This window comes from Hymenobacter properus (assembly GCF_015694735.1).
GTDB classification, from domain to species: domain Bacteria; phylum Bacteroidota; class Bacteroidia; order Cytophagales; family Hymenobacteraceae; genus Hymenobacter; species Hymenobacter properus.
In genome coordinates, this window is record NZ_JADQDP010000002.1 from 277581 (window position 1) to 295866 (window position 18286).

The window sequence follows — 18286 nt, forward strand, 5'->3', positions numbered from 1 at the left end:
TGCAGTCAGATTAGAAATTGGAAATGAAGCCTAGTGGGCGCCGGGTTCTATCGTAACTGGGCCCTTTTCGTAATACCGCTCGTTCACGGCCGTCACAACGATGTTGGCGATGAAGCCCACCACCAGCAAGCCGGCCATGGTGTAAAACACCGTTTGGTAGGCCGCAGCGCCCGATAGGCCCTGGGCTTTGCGGCTGTTGGAGAGGTAGTGCACAATGAGCGGGCCCAGCACCCCGGCCGTGCTCCAGGCCGTGAGCAAACGGCCGTGGATGGCGCCCACCTGGTACTTGCCAAAAAGGTCGGACAAGTAGGCGGGCGCCGTGGCAAAGCCGCCGCCGTACATGCTGATAATCACACAAGCCACGGCCACAAACAAGGTCAGCTGCAGGTTGTGGCCCAGTGTTGGAATCAAGGCGTAGAGAACCATACCCAGCCCGAAGTAGATGGCGTAGGCCACCTTCCGGCCCAACTTGTCTGAGGCCGACGACCAGAAGAAGCGGCCCAGCAAGTTGAACAAGCTAAGCAAGCCCACGAAGCCAGCCGCCGCGGCCGCCGTCACGCCCTTGCCCGGGCCCATGGCCGAGTCCGAAAACGTCTCCTGAATAAGCGGGGAGGCGGTTTCGAGCACCCCAATGCCGGCCGTCACGTTGCAGAGCAGCACCACCCACAGCAGCCAGAACTGCGGCGTTTTGATGGCGTTGTCGGCCGAGACGTTGGCCGTGGTGATGAGGTCGTTGTGCTCGGTGCTGGGCACGTAGCCGGCAGGTTTCCAGTCATCGGCCGGCACCCGAATGGTCCAGACGCCAAACTGCATAAAAACCAGGTAAATAAGGCCCATCACAATGAACGTAGGCGCTACACCCATCGGGGCCGAGGCTTTGAAATGGTTCATCAGGTTGTTGGCCAAGGGCGAGCCAATCATAGCGCCGCCGCCAAAGCCCATTATGGCCATGCCCGTGGCCACGCCCTTGCGGTCGGGAAACCACTTAATCAGCGTGCTCACCGGCGAAATGTAGCCGATGCCCAACCCGATGCCGCCCACAAAGCCATAGCCGAAATACAGCAGCCAGAGGTTGTGTAGGTGCACCCCCAGCGCCCCAATCAGAAAGCCGCCGCCAAAGCACAGCGACGCCGCCAGCATGGCCTTGCGCGGCCCCACGCGCTCCAGCCACTTCCCAAACACGGCCGCTGACAAGCCCAGCAGCACAATGGCGATGGAAAACGTGACGCCGATTTGCAGCGGCGTCCAGTCGTCGGACGCGGGCTTGTCCACGTCGCCGCTGATGAGCGCGCCCAGCGGCTTGTTGAACACGCTGAACGCATACGCTTGCCCAATAGCCAGGTGAATGGCCAGCGCCGCCGGCGGCACCAGCCAGCGGTTGTAGCCGGGGCCGGCCACGGTGCGGCTGCGGTCGAGCAGCGAGGAGGAGTTGTCGGTCATAAAGCAAAGTGGATTATAGTTAAGAATTCGTCTGTCATCCTGAGCTTAGCGAAGGACCTTCTCACGCCAGAAGCAGTCGTTCCAACGCGAGAAGGTCCTTCGCTCCGCTCAGGATGACAGCCTTTTTCAGCCGGGCGGCTTACTCGTCGCTGCTGAGCTTGCCGCCGGTTACGTGCACCAGGCTGCCGGTCATGAAGGAGCCGTCCTGCGATGCCAGCAGCACGTAGGCCGGGGCTATTTCTTCGGGCTGCCCGGGGCGCTTGAGTGCCACTTCGTGACCGAATTTCTCGATTTCTTCGCGTGGCATGGTGCCGGGAATGTTGGGCGTCCAGACCGGACCGGGAACCACGCAGTTCACCCGAATGCCTTTCTCGCCCAGGTACAAAGCCAGCGACTTGGTGAGAGCATGAATGCCGGCCTTCGAGGCGGCATAATCCACCAGAATGGGGATGCCCGTGATGCCCACAATGCTGCCCGTATTGATGATGCAATCGTCCTTCTTCAAGTGCGGAATGGCCGCCTGCGCCATCCAGATGTAGCCCAGAATATTGGTGTCGAAAGTCCGGCGGATTTGCTCTTCGGGAATTTCCTCAAACGTTAACTGGCTGTTCTGGAAAGCCGCGTTATTCACCAGGATGTTCAGCCCTCCCAGCTCGGCCAGGGTGCGGCGCACGGCCTGCTTGCATTGCTCGGAGTCGCGCACGTCGAGCTGCAGCAGCAGGCACTTGCGCTTTTCGCGCTCCACCAGCTGCCTGGTTTTCTCGGCATCCTCCACGTTTTCGTTGAACACCACGGCCACGTGGGCGCCCTCCTTGGCAAAGGCAATAGCCACGGCCCGGCCAATGCCGGAGTCGGCCCCGGTGATGATGGCTACTTTGTCTTGCAGCTTGCCGGCGGCCCGGTAGTTGGCCAGGTCGGAGTCGGGCTGCAGCTTCATGTCGGCTTGCTTGGCCGGATAGGGCAGTTTTTGGGCAGCGGCCTTCATGTCGGCGGCCATGGGGCGGCGCTCGGCTTTGGCAGGAGCCGCTTTGGGCGCAGCAGGAGCTTTCTTAGCGGCAGATTTGGCTGCCGCAGGTTTTTTGGTGGGCATGAGCAAGGAAGTATGGGTTGCCCTGCATTACGCGAAAAACTTGGGGAAGGCTATAGCGAATTGCTTCTGGCATGGCCTACGCTGCGGCATCCGGAAATTGGGGCGGGTACTCGGTGGGAAGCCGGCGAAGTCGGTGGCGTCGGTAGGCTTCGGCCGTGGCCCACATGGCGCCCAGCGGCCCCACAAAATACAGCCACAGGTGCGGCGCCTCACCCGCCGCCACGGCCGAGCCAAGGGTGCGGGCCGGGTTCAAACTCATGCCCGACAGCGGTGCCTCAACCACCACAAACACGGCCAGCAGCAGGCCGGCCAGCGCGCCCGTCCACTTTTTGCCCCGGGCCGAGTGCATGGTCCATAGCAGTCCCAGCATCAGCATGCTGGAAATAACGACCTCCGCGCCCAGCGCCACCGCCCAGCCGTGGGGGCCTTCCAGGGGGCGGGTGGTGTTGTGGTGAATACTTGGGTGCCCAAACCACGGCGCCAACGCCCAATGCAGCACCGCGCCCGCTCCCAGGGCCCCCGCAAACTGTGCCAGCGCATACCACAGCGCATCGGCCGCGGCGATGTGCCCCAGGTGCCAGAAGCCAAGCGTCACGGCCGGGTTGAAGTGGGCGCCCGAGCGTTTTCCCCAGGGCGAGTAAGCCATGGCCGCAATCAGGCCGCCCACCACCAGCCCCATCCCGATGCGCTGCACCCACTCCCGCGGCCCCAGCGCCCGCGCCACCGCCGAATCGGGATGGTGAAAGACCACCGCGGCCAGGCTCGAAAACGTGAGAAAGGCGATGATGCCGCCCGCTTCAACCAAATAATGCCTCCAATTTTGGCGCAGGGCCTGGGTCATGCGGGTGGCAAATGCCATAGGGGTGGGCCAATGGGTGCGTTGATGCAACGCAGAAAAGGCCACGGGGTTGGCCTTACAGCCGGCGCAATGCCACCCGGCGGTTGCGCGGGCGCTGGGCAGGGTCGGCGTTGTCGGCCACGGGCTGGGTGCCGCCGTAGCCCACGGGACGCAGCTGCCCGGCCGCCACGCCGTGGGCCGTGAGGTAGAGGCACACCACCTCGGCTCGCTGCTGCGACAGCTGGCGGTTGAGCTCGGCATTGCCCACGTTGTCGGTGTGGCCCTGCACTTCGAAGCGCAACGCCGGCTGGGCGCGCAAGGTGGCAGCCAGCCCGTCCAGGGCAGTGCGCACGGCCGGCAGCAGCCGCGCCTGCCCCTGGTCGAAATAAAGCTCGGGCAGGGTCAAGGCCTCGCCCACTGCCAACGTGGTCAGCCGCGCCGTGCTGCTCGAATCAATAACGACCGAAACGGGAAGAGGGGCCTTTTCTACTGCTGGCACCACCCGCTTTGTGGCCACAGGCTTCGGTGCTGGTATGCGGGGCAATGCCGACGCCACTGGTTTTTTCCTCGGTGGCGGCGCGGGCAGTGGCGGCTTGCTTGCGGCCACCGTTTGAGGAGCCAGCGCTTTGGGGGCCGGCGTGGGAGGGGTGGCCGGCCTTGCCACTAGTTTGGGATTGCTCCGAAACAAATAAGCCGCCGAAATGGGCACGGGCTTGGGTTTGCTGGCGGCCACGCCCCATAGATTTCGCCAGGAGGAAGACACCGTCGACGGCAGCTCCCAGTTGACGAACACGCGGGTATCGAGGCGGTATTGGCAGTAGTCGACCCGCAGGCGGTAGGGCTCGCCGGCCCGCAGCGTCACGGTGGCGGTGTATACGCTTACGGGCTGCCCGCGCCACTCATTTAGTAGCAGTTTGTCGTTCACCCACAGCCGGATGCCGTCGTCCACGGTTACGTGAAAGGTATATTCGCCGCTGGCCGGCGGTACCAGCCAGCCCGTCCAGCGCACCGAAAAATCCTCGGCTGGCAGGCCTGGCGCGGGCGGCTGATGGCCCCAATTGAAATCGATAGTGGCGTCGCGCCGGGTCAAAACATACTTTTCAAAATCAGTGCCCTCGTAGTAGTCGCCCCGCAAACCGTTAATGGCGGGCTGCGCCTGGCCTTGTGCCCCAGCTACTTGCGTGGCCAGCAGTATCGAAAGTAAGGCCACTATGGGCCGGCGTTTGTTATTCAGGGAGCTCATCTTTCGACAACGCAACGGCTCCAAAAAGTAGTATCATTTTCACGAAACCCACCCGGCCGCTCTACTTAAACTCGTTCCCACAATGGAAGCAGTGATACCGGTGGCCCCGCACCGGAAACCGCAGTAGCACCGACAGCACCGATTCCCAGAAGCCATAGGTATTGCGCGTGGCCGGCCCCCAGGCCACATCCGATGACCCGCAGCGGGGGCAGCGCGGCGTCACCGGGTCGGGGGCATCGGCGGCGAAGGAGGCTACGTCGGGCTCGGTGGCTAGCGGCACCGGCTCGTGGTGCAGGATTTCCAGGGCCGCCTCGGCGTCGCGCTGCCGCACATACAGCCGCACGCCACCCGTGATGGGGCTGTAGAGCGGCAGCAGCGACACCAGGTTTTCGTTGCTCAGAAAGCACGGAATGCCCGCCGCCTCCAGGCGGGTGCGCGCCAGGTTGGCCGCCAGCGGCTCGTAAAACGATTCAAGAAAAACGATGGAATCGGGACCGGGCACCTTGGGAAGTGTTGAGTTTTGACTGCTGCGTGTTGAATGATTCAGTTCCGGAGCCGGATAATGGTCGACTGGCAACTCAACATTCAACCCGCAGCACTCAACATTTCTTATTTCGGCTGCGCTTTGGTGGCGTCGCTGATGCCGGAGGCCGTGTGGCCGGCTTGCAGCGTCACCCACTCGGCCTGCCGGGCCCGAATGGCTACTTCATAGCGGGCCGGCATGTCGAGCCGAATTTGCTTGAGCTGGTCGTTCAGGCGCTGGTACACGGCGCGGGCGTAGTCCCAGTCGCGGTCGGTCCAGGCGCCGCGCTGGGCGCGTACTTCCCGAATAAATTGGGTGTAGGCATTGGGCAGGTCGGCCGGCGTGAGGGCATTTACCTGGCCCGAGTACGGCCCCAGCAGCTTGGTTTCCATAGCAATCTGCTGGCGCGGGTCGAGGGGCCGGGCGCGGCGGGCGCGGTTGGCGGCGTTGTAGGTGGCGGCGCCTTTGCCCACGCGGGCGAGCTTGTGGGCCGCGCTGCTGGCCAGGGTGTCGAGTTCGCGGCCGGCATTGCGGGCGGCGGCGCGGCGTTCGTTCGGGGTTGAGTCGCAGCTGGTCAGGGCCAGCGTCAGGGCCGCGAGGGTGCCAGCCAGCCGGGCGCAGCGGCCGCTGTTTCCTTCAAATCGTAGTTTCATAGCGCACAGGCGGGCAGGTGGTGGAGCCAATTCAGCCCCGCCTTCTACGGCTGGGCCAGGCGAAAGGTAAGCGTCAGCTCATATTCGACGGCCACCGCGTGGCTGCCCAGCTTGGCCGGAATCCACTCATCCGGGATGGTGCGGGCCACGCGCAGGGCCTCCTGGTCGCAGCCGCCCCCAATGCTGCGCAGCACCCGGTGCCCACTGGCCCGCCCCAGCGTATCAACCGCAAAACTCACCGTGACCTGGCCTTGGATGTTGCGCTCCTGCGCTTGCGGTGGGTATTGCAGCTGGGTGGTGTAGGTGGCCAGGGCCGGGTCGCCACCAATGAACAGCGGCGGCCGGTCCACGGCGTGCCGCGTCCACTGGCCGGGCTTCATTTCGATGTTATAGATAAACTCGCCATTGGGGCGGAAATACAGCAATTCTTTGGTCGAATGGTCGTAGCGCTGCACCACCACCTGCTCCTTCGAGGCCGTGTAGCCGTAGTATTCCCACACGCCCACTTTGGTGCGGCGGTCGAGTTGGCCGCTTTCCCATTTGGTGGTGTGCATTTTTTGGGCGTTGGCTGTCAGCGTCAGCGTGATGAGGAAAAGTTGACAAATGGAGTAAATGTAATTATTCATAGTAGCACGGGTATTGAAGAATGAGAAATTGCTGCTGGTTCGGTCCCAAACGTTTGCTGAGACCTAAGGTAGCAAAATCTTCTTCTTACCCATAATGCTACTCCATTGCTCCGCCGTCTTCGAGGCGTTCCCGGAAGTAGAGCTGTTGTTCGTGAAGGCCAGGCAGGTGCGGGCAAATAGCGGCCAACTGGCTCAGTACCCGCAGTGCCCGCCGGTACTCGCCGAGCTGCCGCCAGATGCTGGCCTCGCCCCACAGCGCCCCAAAGTGCCGGGGCTCCCGGCGCAGCGTCTCGGCAATGTCATCAAGCGAAGCCCGGTATTCGCCGCGCAGGTAATGCGCCGTGGCCCGCTTGTTCCAAGCCTCGGCGAATGCCGGATTAATTTGAATTATTTCGGTAAAATGTTTAATGGCCAGCGTGTGGTCTTCGGCCTGCATGGCGCGCATGCCAGCCTCCAGCACTTTGTCGAGGGCCACGTCGCCGCTCGTGAGCCAGAGCTGCCAGATACCACTTTGCAGTGCCTCAATCTCGGCCGGCGCAGTAGCTGTGCGCAGTTGGGCAAACAGGTCGTCGAGCATTCTTTGATTCGGTCAGGTTTTAAAAAGGACGTCATGCAGAGCGCCAGCGAAGCATCTTTACCGCACAACTAATCAATCCATACGATTGAATTGCTATTGCGGTAAAGATGCTTCGCTGGCGCTCTGCATGACGTTCTGGGTTTACCCCAAACCTGACTTAAAATAACTCCGCTGCCACTCGCCGGATGCTTTCCGACTTGCCCATGCTGTAGTAGTGCAGGCAGGGCACGCCGTGGGCCATCAGCTCGCGGCTCTGGTTGAGGCACCACTCAATGCCCACGGCGCGGGCCGCGTCGTTGTCGCGGCACTGGCTCACGGCTTCCACCAAGGGCTCGGGCAGGTTGAGGTAGAAGGAGCGGGGCAGCATGGTGAGCTGGCTCTTGGTGGTGAGCGGCTTGAGGCCCGGAATGATGGGCACGTCAATGCCTGCGGCCCGGCACAGCTTCTCGAAGCGGAAAAACTCCTCGTTATCGAAAAACATCTGCGTCACGATGTAGTCGGCGCCGCGGTCCACCTTGTGCTTGAGGTAGCGGATGTCGGCGTTGTAGTTGGGCGCCTCGAAGTGCTTTTCGGGGTAGCCCGCCGTGCCAATGCAGAAATTAGTGGCCCAGGTGTCGTCCTGCTCCTGGTCGAGGTATTCGCCCTTGTTCAGGTTGGCCACCTGCCCGATGAGGTCGCAGGCGTAGGCGTGGCCGTCAGGCTCGGGCTTGAACACGCCCTCGCTCTTGATGGGGTCGCCGCGCAGGGCCAGGATAGAGTCGATGCCGAGGAAGTGTAAGTCAATCAGCGCATTTTCCGTTTCCTCCTTCGTGAAGCCGCCGCAGATGAGGTGGGGCACGGTGTCCACATCAAACCGGTTTTTGATGGCCGCGCAAATGCCCACCGTGCCGGGGCGCCGGCGCACGGTTTTCTTTTCGAGCAGGCCGTTGGGGTGGTGGCGGTACACATACTCCTCGCGGTGGTAGGTCACGTCGATAAACGGCGGCTTGAACTCCATCAGGGGCTCAATGTTCGAAAACAGGTTGTGGATGTTTTCGCCCTTTTTCGGCGGCAGCACTTCAAAGGAGAAGAGCGTCTTGCCCTTGGCACGCTCCAGGTGGTCGGTAACTTTCATTGAGTGTAGCGCGGACTTTTAGTCCGCGCTTGGAAGCGTAAAGTCAATATGGTTAGAGGCCTTTCAGGCGCGGACTCGCAGAGTCCGCGCTACTTCTTCGGCTCGTAGTTCAGGTTGGGCATCAGCCAGCGCTCCAGCTCGGCCGTGGCCATGCCCTTGCGGTGGGCAATGTCGCTCACCTGGTCCAGGCCAATGCGGCCGAGGCCGAAGTAGCGCGAGTCGGGATGCGCGTAGTAAAGGCCGCTTACCGACGAGGCCGGGTACATAGCCAGGTTTTCAGTGAGTGAAATGCCGGTTTTGCCTTCCGCGTCGAGCAGGTTGAAAAGCGTGATTTTCTCGGTGTGGTCGGGGCAGCCGGGGTAGCCGGGCGCGGGGCGCACGCCGCGGTATTTCTCCTGAATCAGGTCGTCGCCGGAAAGGTGCTCGTCGGGCGCATAGCCCCAGAACTCGCGGCGCACCCGCTCGTGCAGGCGCTCGGCAAAGGCTTCGGCCAGGCGGTCGGCCAGGGCCTTCACCATGATGCTGGAGTAGTCGTCGTGGTCGGCCGCAAACTGTTCGAGCAGCTTCTCAATGCCGATGCCGGCCGTCACGGCAAAGCCGCCCAGGTAGTCGGCCCGGCCGGATTCCTTCGGCGCCAAGAAGTCGGAGAAAGCGAGGTTGGGGATTTTCGGCCCCTTCTCGCCCTGCTGCCGCAAGGTAAAAAACTCGGTGGCTACGGCTTCGCGCGTGTCGTCGGCGTACACCTCGATGGTGTCGTAATCCACCGTATTGGCCGGCCAGAAGCCCAGCACCGCGCGGGCCGACAGCAGCTTGCCATCAATGATGCGCTTAAGCATGGCCTGCGCATCCTCAAATAGCTTGGTGGCGGCCTCGCCCAGCGTCTCGTCGGTGAGAATGCGCGGGTAGCGGCCCTTCAGCTCCCAGGTATGGAAGAAGGGCGTCCAGTCGATGTATTCGGCCAGTTCGGCCAGGTCGTAGTCTTCCAGCACCTTGGTGCCGAGGAAGCTAGGCTTGGTAATTGAAACCGTGTCCCAATCTGACTTGAAGCCGTTTTCGCGGGCGGCCTCAATGGTCAGGTAGTTTTTCTCGCGCTGGCGGCTGGCGTAGTCGGCGCGCAGGGCGGCGTAGTCGGCGGCCACCGTCTCGGCATACGCCACTTCGCCCGAGCCGAGCAGGCCCGCCGCTACCCCCACGCTGCGCGAGGCGTCATTTACGTGCACCACCGGGCCGCTGTAGGCCGGCGCAATTTTCACTGCCGTGTGCAGGCGCGAGGTGGTGGCGCCACCGATGAGCAGCGGGGTTTTCATGCCGCGCTTTTCCATGGCCTGGGCCACGTACACCATCTCATCAAGCGAGGGCGTGATGAGGCCGGACAGGCCAATAACGTCCACCTGCTGGGCCTGGGCCTCGTCCAAAATTTTCTCCAGCGGTACCATTACGCCCAAGTCCACGATGTCGAAGTTGTTGCAGGCCAGCACCACGCCCACAATGTTTTTGCCGATGTCGTGCACGTCGCCCTTCACCGTAGCCATCAGGATTTTGCCGGCCGTCTGCCGGTCCGAGCCCTGCTTGTCGGCCAATAGATACGGCTCCAGATAAGCTACCGCCTTCTTCATCACGCGGGCCGATTTTACCACTTGGGGCAGGAACATCTTGCCGGCCCCAAACAGGTCGCCCACCACGTTCATGCCGGCCATCAGCGGGCCTTCAATCACGTCGAGCGGCCGGGCCAGCTCCTGGCGGGCGGCCTCGGTGTCCTCGTCAATGAACTCGGTGATACCCTTCACCAGTGCGTGCGCCAGGCGCTCCTGCACCGGCAGGCTGCGCCATTCCTGGGCGGTGGCACTGGCTTGCTGGTTGCTGGATTTCTGGCCCTTGATGCGGTCGGCAAATTCCAGCAGGCGCTCGGTGGCGTCGGCGCGGCGGTTGAGCAGCACGTCTTCTACCAGTTCCAGCAGGTCTTTCGGTACTTCGTCGTACACCGCGAGCTGGTTGGGGTTCACGATGCCCATATCCAGCCCCGCCTGGATGGCGTGGTAGAGGAAGGCCGCGTGCATGGCCTCGCGCACCACATCGTTGCCGCGGAAGGAGAACGAGATATTGCTCACCCCACCGCTGGTGAGGGCCCCGGGCAGGTTTTGTTTAATCCAGCGCACCGATTCGATAAAGTCGACCGCGTAGTTGCGGTGCTCCTCCATGCCGGTGCCGACAATGAGGATATTGGGGTCGAAAATGATGTCGGTAGCCGGGAAGCCGATGCTCATCAGCAGGTCATAGCTGCGCTGGCAAATGGCAATGCGCCGCTCGTAAGTGTCGGCCTGGCCTTCCTCGTCGAAGGCCATCACCACCATGGCGGCGCCGTACTGGCGCACTGTGCGGGCCCGCTGCAAAAACACCTCCTCGCCCTCTTTCAGCGAAATCGAATTCACAATGCTCTTGCCCTGCACGCACTTCAGGCCCGCCTCAATCACGCTCCACTTCGAAGAGTCTATCATCACCGGCACCCGCGCAATGTCAGGCTCCGAGGCAATGAGGTGCAGGAAGGTGGTCATGGCCTGCTCCGAGTCAAGCATGCCTTCATCCATGTTAATGTCGAGCACCTGGGCCCCTTCTTCCACCTGCACGCGGGCCACGGCCAGCGCCTCCTCATAAGCGCCGGTACGAATGAGACGGGCGAAGGCGCGCGAACCCGTCACGTTGCAGCGCTCGCCTACGTTCACGAAAAGGCTTTCGGGCTTGATGTCGAACGGTTCGAGGCCGCTAAGGTGGGTAGCAGGGGTAATTTCAGTGGGTAGCTGGCGCGGCTTGTACTTGTCGGCCAGCTTGCTCAGCTCGGCAATGTGTTGGGGCGTGGTGCCGCAACAGCCGCCCACTACCGTCACAATACCGTCTTTCAAGTAGTCTTCAACCACCGCCGCAAACTCCTGGGCCGACTCGTCATAGCCCCCGAAGGCATTGGGCAGGCCCGCGTTGGGGTAGGCCGAGATGTGCACGTCGGAAATGCGGCTCAACTCCTCCACGTACTGCTTGAGCTGGTGGGCGCCCAGGGCGCAGTTCAGGCCCACGCTTAGCAGTGGCAGGTGGCTGATGCTGTTCCAGAAAGCTTCTACCGTCTGCCCGCTCAGGGTACGGCCCGAGGCATCGGTGATGGTGCCCGAAATCATGATGGGCACCACGCGGCCTCCCTCGTCAAAAAACTTTTGTACGGCGTAGAGTGCCGCCTTGGCGTTCAGCGTGTCGAAGATGGTTTCGATGAGCAGGGCATCTACGCCGCCGTCCACGAGGCCGCGCACCTGCTCCAGGTAGGCGGTGGCCAACTCGTCGAAGGTCACGGCGCGGAAGCCGGGCCGATTCACGTCGGGCGAGAGCGAGGCGGTGCGGTTGGTGGGGCCCACGGCGCCTGCCACGAAGCGCGGCTTGTCGGGTGTGGAGTACTCGTCGGCCGCCTCGCGGGCCAGGCGGGCCGACTCATAGTTTAGCTCATACACCACGTGCTCCAGGCCATAATCAGCCTGCGCAATGGTGGTGCCCGAGAAGGTGTTGGTTTCCACCATGTCGGCCCCGGCGGCGAAGTATTCAGCGTGAATGCCCTTGATGATGTCGGGCCGCGTAAGGCTCAGCAGGTCGTTGTTGCCGCGTAGAGGCCGGTCGTGGTCGGCGAAGCGGGTGCCGCGAAAGTCCTCTTCCGTGAGCGGGTGGCGCTGAATCATGGTGCCCATGGCGCCGTCAAGAATCAGCAGGCGCTGGCGTAGGATTTCGGGAAGCGGAGAGGGAGCAGCGAGGGTGGCGTTGGGCATTTCTTATCTGGGGCGAATAGCTACGTAAGCGCGTATCCAGAAAGAAACCCGTGCGCAGGCGCACAGTTCCGGCTGTCATCTTCTTTCACCCAAAATGGCGGTGAAACGGGAGTTGGCACCTACTCGCGGTAGGTTGCCAAGACGTCATCGGGCCCGGTCCCTCGGTCTTTCTGGATAGCAGCGTAAGGCGAAGATACGACGCAGCCCTTTAAATCAATTTTGGGTTTTGGGCCCGACTCTAACACAAAGCCCCGGCCCGCGCCGAGTGGGCACGGGCCGGGGCCATTTGATATTATGAAGCTGCTACGAGAGCTAGTCTTTCTTCACGCAATTCGGAACGGTCTTGCCGTCCTTTTTCTTGGTGCCTTCCTGCTCGTAGCCTTTCCAGCAGGGGTCTTTTTTGGCGGTGCTTGCTTTTTTCGTCGGCATAATTCGGGTGGCTTCCGGTGAGAAAAAAGACGGTGGCCAGTGCGCCGGGCCACCCTCAACACTCAGCCGCTGGCGCTGCGACTCGGATGGGTTTACGCATTTGCCCGCCAGAAGTTCAGAAAAAACCAAGCTTACAGTAACCAGCACGGCCACGCGCTGCCTGCCGGAAACACGGCTGGCTCCGGCGGCAGCTCCAGAAACGCAGTGGCTCCCACCAGGCCCAGCATGTCGCCCGAGCCGCCCACCCGGAGCGGCGTGGCCAGTCGCCGGCCCTCGGCATCCACCGCCAGGCGTACGGGCACGAAGTGCGTGAGCAGGGGCTTGAAATTGATATCCACCGTAAGCACGGCCGGTGCGGGGGCTTCCACCGCTGCCGGTGCGCCTTCTGGCTGCTGCACGGCGCGCAGCCAGGGCCGCGCGTAGCGGCAGGCCGTGATGAAGGTGGACACCGGATTGCCGGGCAGGCCAAACACCACCGGCCCACCTTCCCGCGCCCCAAACCACAACGGTTTGCCAGGCCGCTGCTGCACCTCGTGGAAAATTTCGCGCACCTGCAGTTCACGCAGCAGGCCCGGCAGGTGGTCAGCGCGGCCCTTGCTCACGGCCCCGCTCAGCACCACGGCATCGAAGTCGGCGCCGAGGATTTTGGTGAGGCCATCGCGCAGCTCCTCCAGTGCATCGGGCAAGTGGAACATCGAAACTGCGGCGCCATCCTGCGTGAACAGCGCCTGCAAGGCGTAGGCATTGGAACGCCGAATCTGGTGCGGCAGCGGCGTTTCCGGGATGCCTACCAACTCGTCGCCGGTGCTCACCACGGCCACACGAGCGGCGCGCGTCACGGCCAACTCAGCGGCGCCCACGGTGGCGGCCACGGCCAGCTCGGCCGGTCCTAGGCGGGTGCCGGGCGTGAGCAGGGCATCGCCCGCGCGGCGGTCGGCGGCCTGGTGGTGGATATTGACGCCGGGCGCTTCGGGCGGCGGAATCTGAATGTGGGCGCGGTTGTCGTGCAGCAGAATGTCCTCGTAGCGCACCACCACGTCGGTGCCGGCGGGCAGCACCGCGCCAGTCATCACCTCTACGGCCTGTCGGGCATCAAGCAGCGGCCGGGGCGGGGCGCCGGCAAATTGCGCGTGCTGAATTTCAAACTCTGTTTGCCCACCGGCCCAGGCGGTGTGCGCCAGGGCAATGCCGTCCATGGCCACGCGGTTGAAGGGCGGGAAGTCGCGGTCGGCCATCAGGGTCTCGGCCAGGATGCGGCCAGCGGCGTGGGGCAGGGGCACGGTTTCGGGCGGCAGCGGGCGGGCCGTGGCGAGGACGCGGGCCGTGGCTTCGGCGGGGGAGAGCATGGGTATTGGTTGAGAGTTAAAAGCAAAGGATGAAGCGGTGGCCAAAAAACAGCACGTCATGCTGAGCGCAGTCGAAGCATCTCTGCCGCAACAGTAAATGAATACTTGCGCGGTAGAGATGCTTCGACTGCGCTCAGCATGACGTACTGAATATTTCTGTGTAGCGCCTACGGAATCAGCCGGTCCTGGCGCAGCTGCGCGAACAAATCAAAGAACGAGTCTTCCGTGCTCTGAAACACGGTGAAGCCGCGCTTGCGACTGTTAGCCATGTCCGTCATCACTTCGATGGGCCGGCCCAGGTCCAAATCGGTGTGCCAGGGCGAGGCCAGACGGCTCAAATCAGCCTCTGCCAAGCCGTATTTCATAGCAATTTCACGCCAAGTGTCTGCGTCGCCGGCCATCTCCGTTTCAAGCGGGTAGGTGGCGCCGTCGAAACCTGCCGGTTCCACGCCAAACCACTCGGCCAAGCGCCCCCAGAGCTGACTCCAGCGGAAAACGTCGCCGTTCACCACGTTGTAGGCCTCGTTGCGGGCGGATTCGGTGGTGGCGGCCCACACCAGTTGCTTGGCGATGACGCGGGCATCGGTCACGTCCGACAGGCCTTCCCACTGCGCCCGCGAGCCCGGCCAGCGGAAAGGGCGCCCTGTTTCCTTGCAGATGCTGGCGTAGACGGCCAGCGTGGTGCCCAGATTCATCAGGTTGCCCACCGCCTTGCCAATGATGGTGTGCGGCCGGTGAATGCTCCAGGTGAAGCCGTCGCGTTCGGCCGCCGCGTACACCTCGTCTTCCTGCGCGTAGTAAAAGTTGTCGAGCGCCAGCCGGGGCTGCGACTCACGCAGCGGCGTGGGTGGGGGCACGCCTCCGCTCACGTAAGCCTCGAACGGCCCCAGGTAGTGCTTCAACCCCGTTACGAGGGCCACGTGCTGCACCGAGTGCTTCGGCCCCAGCACGGCCAGGAGGTTGCGCACCATGGCGCTGTTCACGCGGATGTTTTCGGCCTCGGTGTCATTACGCATCCAGCTGGTAATGAACACGTGCGTAGGGCGAATATTGGCCAGGGCGGTTTCCAGGCTGGCTACGTCCAACAAGTCGGCGGCCACGGGTTGCAGGTCGGGAATGTCGGTGCCGGGGCGGCGGGCCAGGCCGTAAGTCGGCCAGTCATTGGCCAGCAGTTCCTGGGCTAAGTTGCTGCCGATGATGCCGCTGGCACCAACGACTAAAGCGGTATTGGTCATAATTCGGGATGGGAAATGGGCGGTCCAAAGGGGCCGATGCGGCAGATTTGCCGCGTTGGGCGTCGGTTGTTGGGCTCGGTGCCGGATACAAAACGGCTGCCTAGCCCAATGGTTTGGGCTAAAACAATTGGGCGCCGAGTTGGCTAGATTAGCCTGGAGGTTTAGGTTGCGGCCCTACTAAGTGTCTAAGCGACCCTTGGCGACGCGAACTAAAAGTCCGCGCTACTTTCAACGATTAGGCCCTTTCCCACGTCTCTACGCCCTATGCAAACCAAAAATTTCACCCACGTCAACGCCGCCAACCAGCCCACCATGGTGGATGTGGGCGCCAAGCCCCCCACCCGCCGCGTGGCCCGCGCCCACTGCCGCGTGGTGCTGGGCGAAGAGTTACTAAGCCGCGTGCAGGCCGGCGAAATGCCCTCGCACAAAGGCCCGGTCATTCACACGGCGATTCTGGCGGGCATCATGGGCGCCAAAAAAACGGCCGACCTCATTCCCCTCTGCCACCCGCTGGGCCTGGACGACTGCAGTCTCACCATCGAGCCCGACGGCCCCGACGCCCTGCGCGTGGTGTGCACCGCCGTGGTCACGGGCCGCACCGGCGTGGAAATGGAAGCCCTCACCGGCGCCACCGTAGCTGCCCTCACCATTTACGACATGTGCAAAGCCTTTTCGCACGATATCACGATTGATAACGTGCAGCTTATCGCCAAAACCGGCGGTAAGAAAGATTTCAATCGATTCGAAAATTCGTAGATTCCGGCATGGATAGTCTGCCCAGCTCAACCGTAAAACGCTTCAAGCACGCCGCCCTCACCCGCCCCGATGTGGGCGAATTTGGTCGCCACGAACTCGCCATCCTCGGCGCGCCCTGCGGCGACATTCAGGCGCTCGTAGCCCGGCTGCTGCCGCATTTGGCCCCCCAATTGCGCATGGCCTATGTGGATGCCGACCACGCCGCCGGCGACGCCGCTGCCGAGGCACCGGCAGCCATCAAAGCCACGCCCTACGTGGCCGATAATGGCCTTTCGGCGGAGCTGGTTGATAAAATTACCTATCGCCAGCTCAACCTCACGCGGGTGCTGGACCGCTTCAGCCAGCCCGAGCTGCTGGCCCACGAAAGCGTGGTGCTGGTGAACGGCAACCACTTCCGCGCCCGCCAGCAGGTCGTCATCGTCGACCCGCGCAAGCCCTTGGATAAGAAGCTCGACCGCCTCACCGATGTGCGGCTGATTTTGCTGGCCGAGGGCCAGACCGAGCTGCCCGCCGTGCTCACCGAGCACCTGAGCGCCGGGCTGCTGCCCCCGGTGCTGCCGCTGGCCGACACGGCCAAAATTGCGGCCTTCCTGCAACAGTGGTACCACATGGCCGTGCCGGTGCTGCGCGCCCTGGTGCTGGCTGGTGGCCGCAGCGAGCGCATGCAAACCGACAAAGGCGCCCTGCACTACCACGGCCTCGACCAGCGCCAGCACACCGCCGCACTGCTGGCCGAGTTTTGCCCCGACGTGCGCGTGTCTGTTCGGCCCGACCAGGCGGCCGACCTGCCCGCCGGCCTCAAAGCCCTGCCCGATACTTTTCTGGGCCTGGGGCCACTGGGCGGCATCCTATCAGCTTTTCAAGCCGACCCCAATGCGGCGTGGCTAGTACTGGCCTGCGACCTGCCCTTCCTGACCCGCGACACGCTGGAATACCTGGTGAGCAACCGGCAGCCGGCGCGCATGGCCACGTCCTTTCGCAGCCCGTGGGATGATTTTCCGGAGCCCTTGGTCAGCATCTGGGAGCCGCGCAGCTACGGGCAGCTGCTGCGCTTTCTGGGCATGGGCTATTCCTGCCCGCGCAAGGCGCTGATAAACTCCGATATCGAGCTGCTGGCCCCGCCGGTGCCCGCCGAGCTGCGCAATGTGAACACGCCCGAAGAACGGGCCGCCGCCGAGCAGGAACTGGCCCACTGATTTTTGAAAAAGGCAGCTAGGCCAGCGCCTGGTATGCCGGGTAGCTCGAAAAAAAGATTAGTAATTAACGTTCTGAAAGCCTGATTGCCGCCACGGTAGTCAGGCTTTTTCGTGCGCGGCGGATGCAATGCGAGAAAGGAAAAGGGCGTTTACGGCGCAGGTTGGCACACTTTTCGAATTTAGCCGGCCAGCGTTTATTCATTCACTCGCTATTACTATCATGAAAAAAGTCATCATTCCGGCCGCTGCGCTGTTAGCCTTGGCCGCTGTTTCTTCGGCCCGGGCCCAGGACGTGCGCTTTGGCTTGCGCGCCGGCGCCAACTACTCCAACCTGGCCGGCGACGTCAAAAACGAATCGACCTATAACAACAAAGTCGGCTTTCTGGGCGGCGTCATGGTGAACGTGCCCGTCACCAGCGACGGCTTCTTCTCGGTGCAGCCCGAAGTGCTGTATTCGCAGAAAGGGTTTGAGAACAAGCCCACCGAATACACCAACCTGCTCGGCACCAAGCAAAAGCGCGAAGGCCAGGTGAACTACAACTACCTCGATGTGCCGGTGCTGCTAAAAATCAACGCCGGTGGCTTCATCGCGGAGGTGGGCCCGCAGTACTCCTACCTCATCAGCGCCAACGACGAGACCAAAGTCACCACCACTTCGGCCCTGAACGGCACGCCCACCACCACCGAGTCGCAGAACAAGCGCGACGTGAGCGGCCTCAACCGCAACGAGCTGGGCTACCTGGCCGGCATCGGCTACCAGGCCGACAACGGCTTGAGCCTGAACCTGCGCTACACCGGCGCCTTCAGCGACTTTGTGAAATCCGACAACAGCACCTATTTCAACGGCGACCTGAAAAACGCCCGTCACTCGGCCTTTCAGCTCTCGCTCGGCTATTTGATTCCGGCGAAGTAAGGTCTTGATTTAACAGCAAAAAGCCCGGTTCCTGCGTAGGAACCGGGCTTTTTGCTTGTTCAGAGCTTTATGGGTGCGCGGCCACCCACTCGGTGCCGTCTTCGTACTCCTCGCGCTTCCAGATGGTCACCACTTGTTTTAGCGTGTCGATAATGAACTGGCAGGCGGCGAAGCTTTCGGCACGGTGCGGGGTGGCCACGGCCACCACCACGGCCACGTCGCCCAGCTCCAGGGTGCCTTTGCGGTGTACCACGGCCACTTCCTGCAGCATGGGCCACTTGTCGTAGGCCTGCGCCACCACGTGGCCCAGCTGCGTGAGGGCCATGCTGTCGTAGGATTCGTAGTGCAGGCGGCGCACGGGCCGGCCGCCCGATTGATTGCGCACCGTGCCGATAAAGGAATTGACCGCCCCGGCCGCGTCGGTTTGCACGGCGGCGAGGGCCGCGGCAATGTCAATGGGCTGGTCGGTAATGGAAAGGGTAGGGGTCATGTGTCAGTTGAAATTACATA

Annotated in this window: 17 protein-coding genes and 1 riboswitch; of the genes, 3 read left to right on the forward strand and 14 right to left on the reverse strand. The window is 62.7% G+C overall.

Features of this window, described 5'->3' with window-relative positions; all coding sequences use genetic code 11:
- Window positions 1-30: 30 nt before the first annotated feature.
- The 13 genes from I2I01_RS07395 to I2I01_RS07455 form a co-directional block, all read right to left on the reverse strand.
- Complete coding sequence (locus I2I01_RS07395) at window positions 31-1440, reverse strand: L-lactate MFS transporter (protein ID WP_196285816.1); 1410 nt, start codon at window positions 1438-1440, stop codon at window positions 31-33.
- A gap of 139 nt (window positions 1441-1579) precedes the next feature.
- The gene (locus I2I01_RS07400; RefSeq protein ID WP_196286693.1) at window positions 1580-2437 is read right to left on the reverse strand and encodes an SDR family oxidoreductase; all 858 of its coding nucleotides are present in this window, start codon (window positions 2435-2437) and stop codon (window positions 1580-1582) included.
- Window positions 2438-2606: 169 nt separating this feature from the next.
- Window positions 2607-3389: an MIP/aquaporin family protein gene (locus I2I01_RS07405; protein WP_196285817.1), complete on the reverse strand. Its 783-nt coding sequence runs from the start codon at window positions 3387-3389 to the stop codon at window positions 2607-2609.
- Between the two features lie 55 nt (window positions 3390-3444).
- Window positions 3445-4611, reverse strand: a complete 1167-nt coding sequence (locus I2I01_RS07410) for a PA14 domain-containing protein (protein WP_196285818.1) — start codon at window positions 4609-4611, stop codon at window positions 3445-3447.
- 61 nt (window positions 4612-4672) lie between these two features.
- Window positions 4673-5113, reverse strand: coding sequence for a putative signal transducing protein (locus tag I2I01_RS07415; protein ID WP_196285819.1), 441 nt, complete (start codon window positions 5111-5113; stop codon window positions 4673-4675).
- 107 nt (window positions 5114-5220) lie between these two features.
- Window positions 5221-5787: a hypothetical protein gene (locus tag I2I01_RS07420; protein WP_196285820.1), complete on the reverse strand. Its 567-nt coding sequence runs from the start codon at window positions 5785-5787 to the stop codon at window positions 5221-5223.
- A 44-nt stretch (window positions 5788-5831) separates the two neighbouring features.
- Window positions 5832-6413, reverse strand: coding sequence for an energy transducer TonB (locus I2I01_RS07425; protein WP_196285821.1), 582 nt, complete (start codon window positions 6411-6413; stop codon window positions 5832-5834).
- 97 nt (window positions 6414-6510) lie between these two features.
- Window positions 6511-6990 (reverse strand): tetratricopeptide repeat protein, encoded by a 480-nt coding sequence (locus tag I2I01_RS07430; protein ID WP_196285822.1) that lies wholly within the window; start codon window positions 6988-6990, stop codon window positions 6511-6513.
- Between the two features lie 157 nt (window positions 6991-7147).
- The gene (gene metF, locus I2I01_RS07435; protein ID WP_196285823.1) at window positions 7148-8104 is read right to left on the reverse strand and encodes a methylenetetrahydrofolate reductase [NAD(P)H]; all 957 of its coding nucleotides are present in this window, start codon (window positions 8102-8104) and stop codon (window positions 7148-7150) included.
- A gap of 89 nt (window positions 8105-8193) precedes the next feature.
- Window positions 8194-11901 (reverse strand): methionine synthase, encoded by a 3708-nt coding sequence (metH, locus tag I2I01_RS07440; protein ID WP_196285824.1) that lies wholly within the window; start codon window positions 11899-11901, stop codon window positions 8194-8196.
- 72 nt (window positions 11902-11973) lie between these two features.
- Window positions 11974-12082: riboswitch (SAM riboswitch) on the reverse strand.
- A 131-nt stretch (window positions 12083-12213) separates the two neighbouring features.
- The gene (locus I2I01_RS07445) at window positions 12214-12483 is read right to left on the reverse strand and encodes a hypothetical protein (RefSeq protein WP_196285825.1); all 270 of its coding nucleotides are present in this window, start codon (window positions 12481-12483) and stop codon (window positions 12214-12216) included.
- Complete coding sequence (locus I2I01_RS07450; RefSeq protein WP_196285826.1) at window positions 12462-13676, reverse strand: molybdopterin molybdotransferase MoeA; 1215 nt, start codon at window positions 13674-13676, stop codon at window positions 12462-12464. Before I2I01_RS07450 ends, I2I01_RS07445 begins: the two co-directional genes overlap by 22 nt.
- 167 nt (window positions 13677-13843) lie before the next feature.
- The gene (locus I2I01_RS07455) at window positions 13844-14911 is read right to left on the reverse strand and encodes an SDR family oxidoreductase (RefSeq protein WP_196285827.1); all 1068 of its coding nucleotides are present in this window, start codon (window positions 14909-14911) and stop codon (window positions 13844-13846) included.
- Between the two features lie 264 nt (window positions 14912-15175).
- Here I2I01_RS07455 and moaC point away from each other — a divergent pair, with 264 nt between their 5' ends.
- The 3 genes from moaC (at window position 15176) to I2I01_RS07470 (ending at window position 17776) form a co-directional block, all read left to right on the forward strand.
- The gene (gene moaC, locus I2I01_RS07460) at window positions 15176-15667 is read left to right on the forward strand and encodes a cyclic pyranopterin monophosphate synthase MoaC (RefSeq protein WP_196285828.1); all 492 of its coding nucleotides are present in this window, start codon (window positions 15176-15178) and stop codon (window positions 15665-15667) included.
- Window positions 15668-15675: 8 nt separating this feature from the next.
- Window positions 15676-16863, forward strand: coding sequence for an NTP transferase domain-containing protein (locus I2I01_RS23195; RefSeq protein WP_211537867.1), 1188 nt, complete (start codon window positions 15676-15678; stop codon window positions 16861-16863).
- Between the two features lie 220 nt (window positions 16864-17083).
- On the forward strand, window positions 17084-17776 hold the full coding sequence (locus I2I01_RS07470; RefSeq protein ID WP_196285829.1) for a porin family protein: 693 nt from the start codon (window positions 17084-17086) through the stop codon (window positions 17774-17776).
- A 67-nt stretch (window positions 17777-17843) separates the two neighbouring features.
- On the opposite strand, the gene I2I01_RS07475 is transcribed toward I2I01_RS07470, so the two are convergent.
- Entirely contained in the window at window positions 17844-18266 is a 423-nt protein-coding gene (locus tag I2I01_RS07475) for a molybdenum cofactor biosynthesis protein MoaE (protein WP_196285830.1), read from the reverse strand.
- Window positions 18267-18286: the final 20 nt, after the last annotated feature.

Excerpts from the sequence above, each read along its gene's own strand:
- I2I01_RS07395 (WP_196285816.1), bottom strand. The coding sequence starts at position 1,440 with ATGACCGACAACTCCTCCTCGCTGCTCGACCGCAGCCGCACCGTGGCC.
- I2I01_RS07400 (WP_196286693.1), bottom strand. The coding sequence starts at position 2,437 with ATGGCCGCCGACATGAAGGCCGCTGCCCAAAAACTGCCCTATCCGGCC.
- I2I01_RS07405 (WP_196285817.1), bottom strand. The coding sequence starts at position 3,389 with ATGGCATTTGCCACCCGCATGACCCAGGCCCTGCGCCAAAATTGGAGG.
- I2I01_RS07410 (WP_196285818.1), bottom strand. The coding sequence starts at position 4,611 with ATGAGCTCCCTGAATAACAAACGCCGGCCCATAGTGGCCTTACTTTCG.
- I2I01_RS07420 (WP_196285820.1), bottom strand. The coding sequence starts at position 5,787 with ATGAAACTACGATTTGAAGGAAACAGCGGCCGCTGCGCCCGGCTGGCT.
- I2I01_RS07425 (WP_196285821.1), bottom strand. The coding sequence starts at position 6,413 with ATGAATAATTACATTTACTCCATTTGTCAACTTTTCCTCATCACGCTG.
- I2I01_RS07430 (WP_196285822.1), bottom strand. The coding sequence starts at position 6,990 with ATGCTCGACGACCTGTTTGCCCAACTGCGCACAGCTACTGCGCCGGCC.
- metF (WP_196285823.1), bottom strand. The coding sequence starts at position 8,104 with ATGAAAGTTACCGACCACCTGGAGCGTGCCAAGGGCAAGACGCTCTTC.
- metH (WP_196285824.1), bottom strand. The coding sequence starts at position 11,901 with ATGCCCAACGCCACCCTCGCTGCTCCCTCTCCGCTTCCCGAAATCCTA.
- I2I01_RS07450 (WP_196285826.1), bottom strand. The coding sequence starts at position 13,676 with ATGCTCTCCCCCGCCGAAGCCACGGCCCGCGTCCTCGCCACGGCCCGC.
- I2I01_RS07455 (WP_196285827.1), bottom strand. The coding sequence starts at position 14,911 with ATGACCAATACCGCTTTAGTCGTTGGTGCCAGCGGCATCATCGGCAGC.
- moaC (WP_196285828.1), top strand. The coding sequence starts at position 15,176 with ATGCAAACCAAAAATTTCACCCACGTCAACGCCGCCAACCAGCCCACC.
- I2I01_RS23195 (WP_211537867.1), top strand. The coding sequence starts at position 15,676 with ATGGATAGTCTGCCCAGCTCAACCGTAAAACGCTTCAAGCACGCCGCC.
- I2I01_RS07470 (WP_196285829.1), top strand. The coding sequence starts at position 17,084 with ATGAAAAAAGTCATCATTCCGGCCGCTGCGCTGTTAGCCTTGGCCGCT.
- I2I01_RS07475 (WP_196285830.1), bottom strand. The coding sequence starts at position 18,266 with ATGACCCCTACCCTTTCCATTACCGACCAGCCCATTGACATTGCCGCG.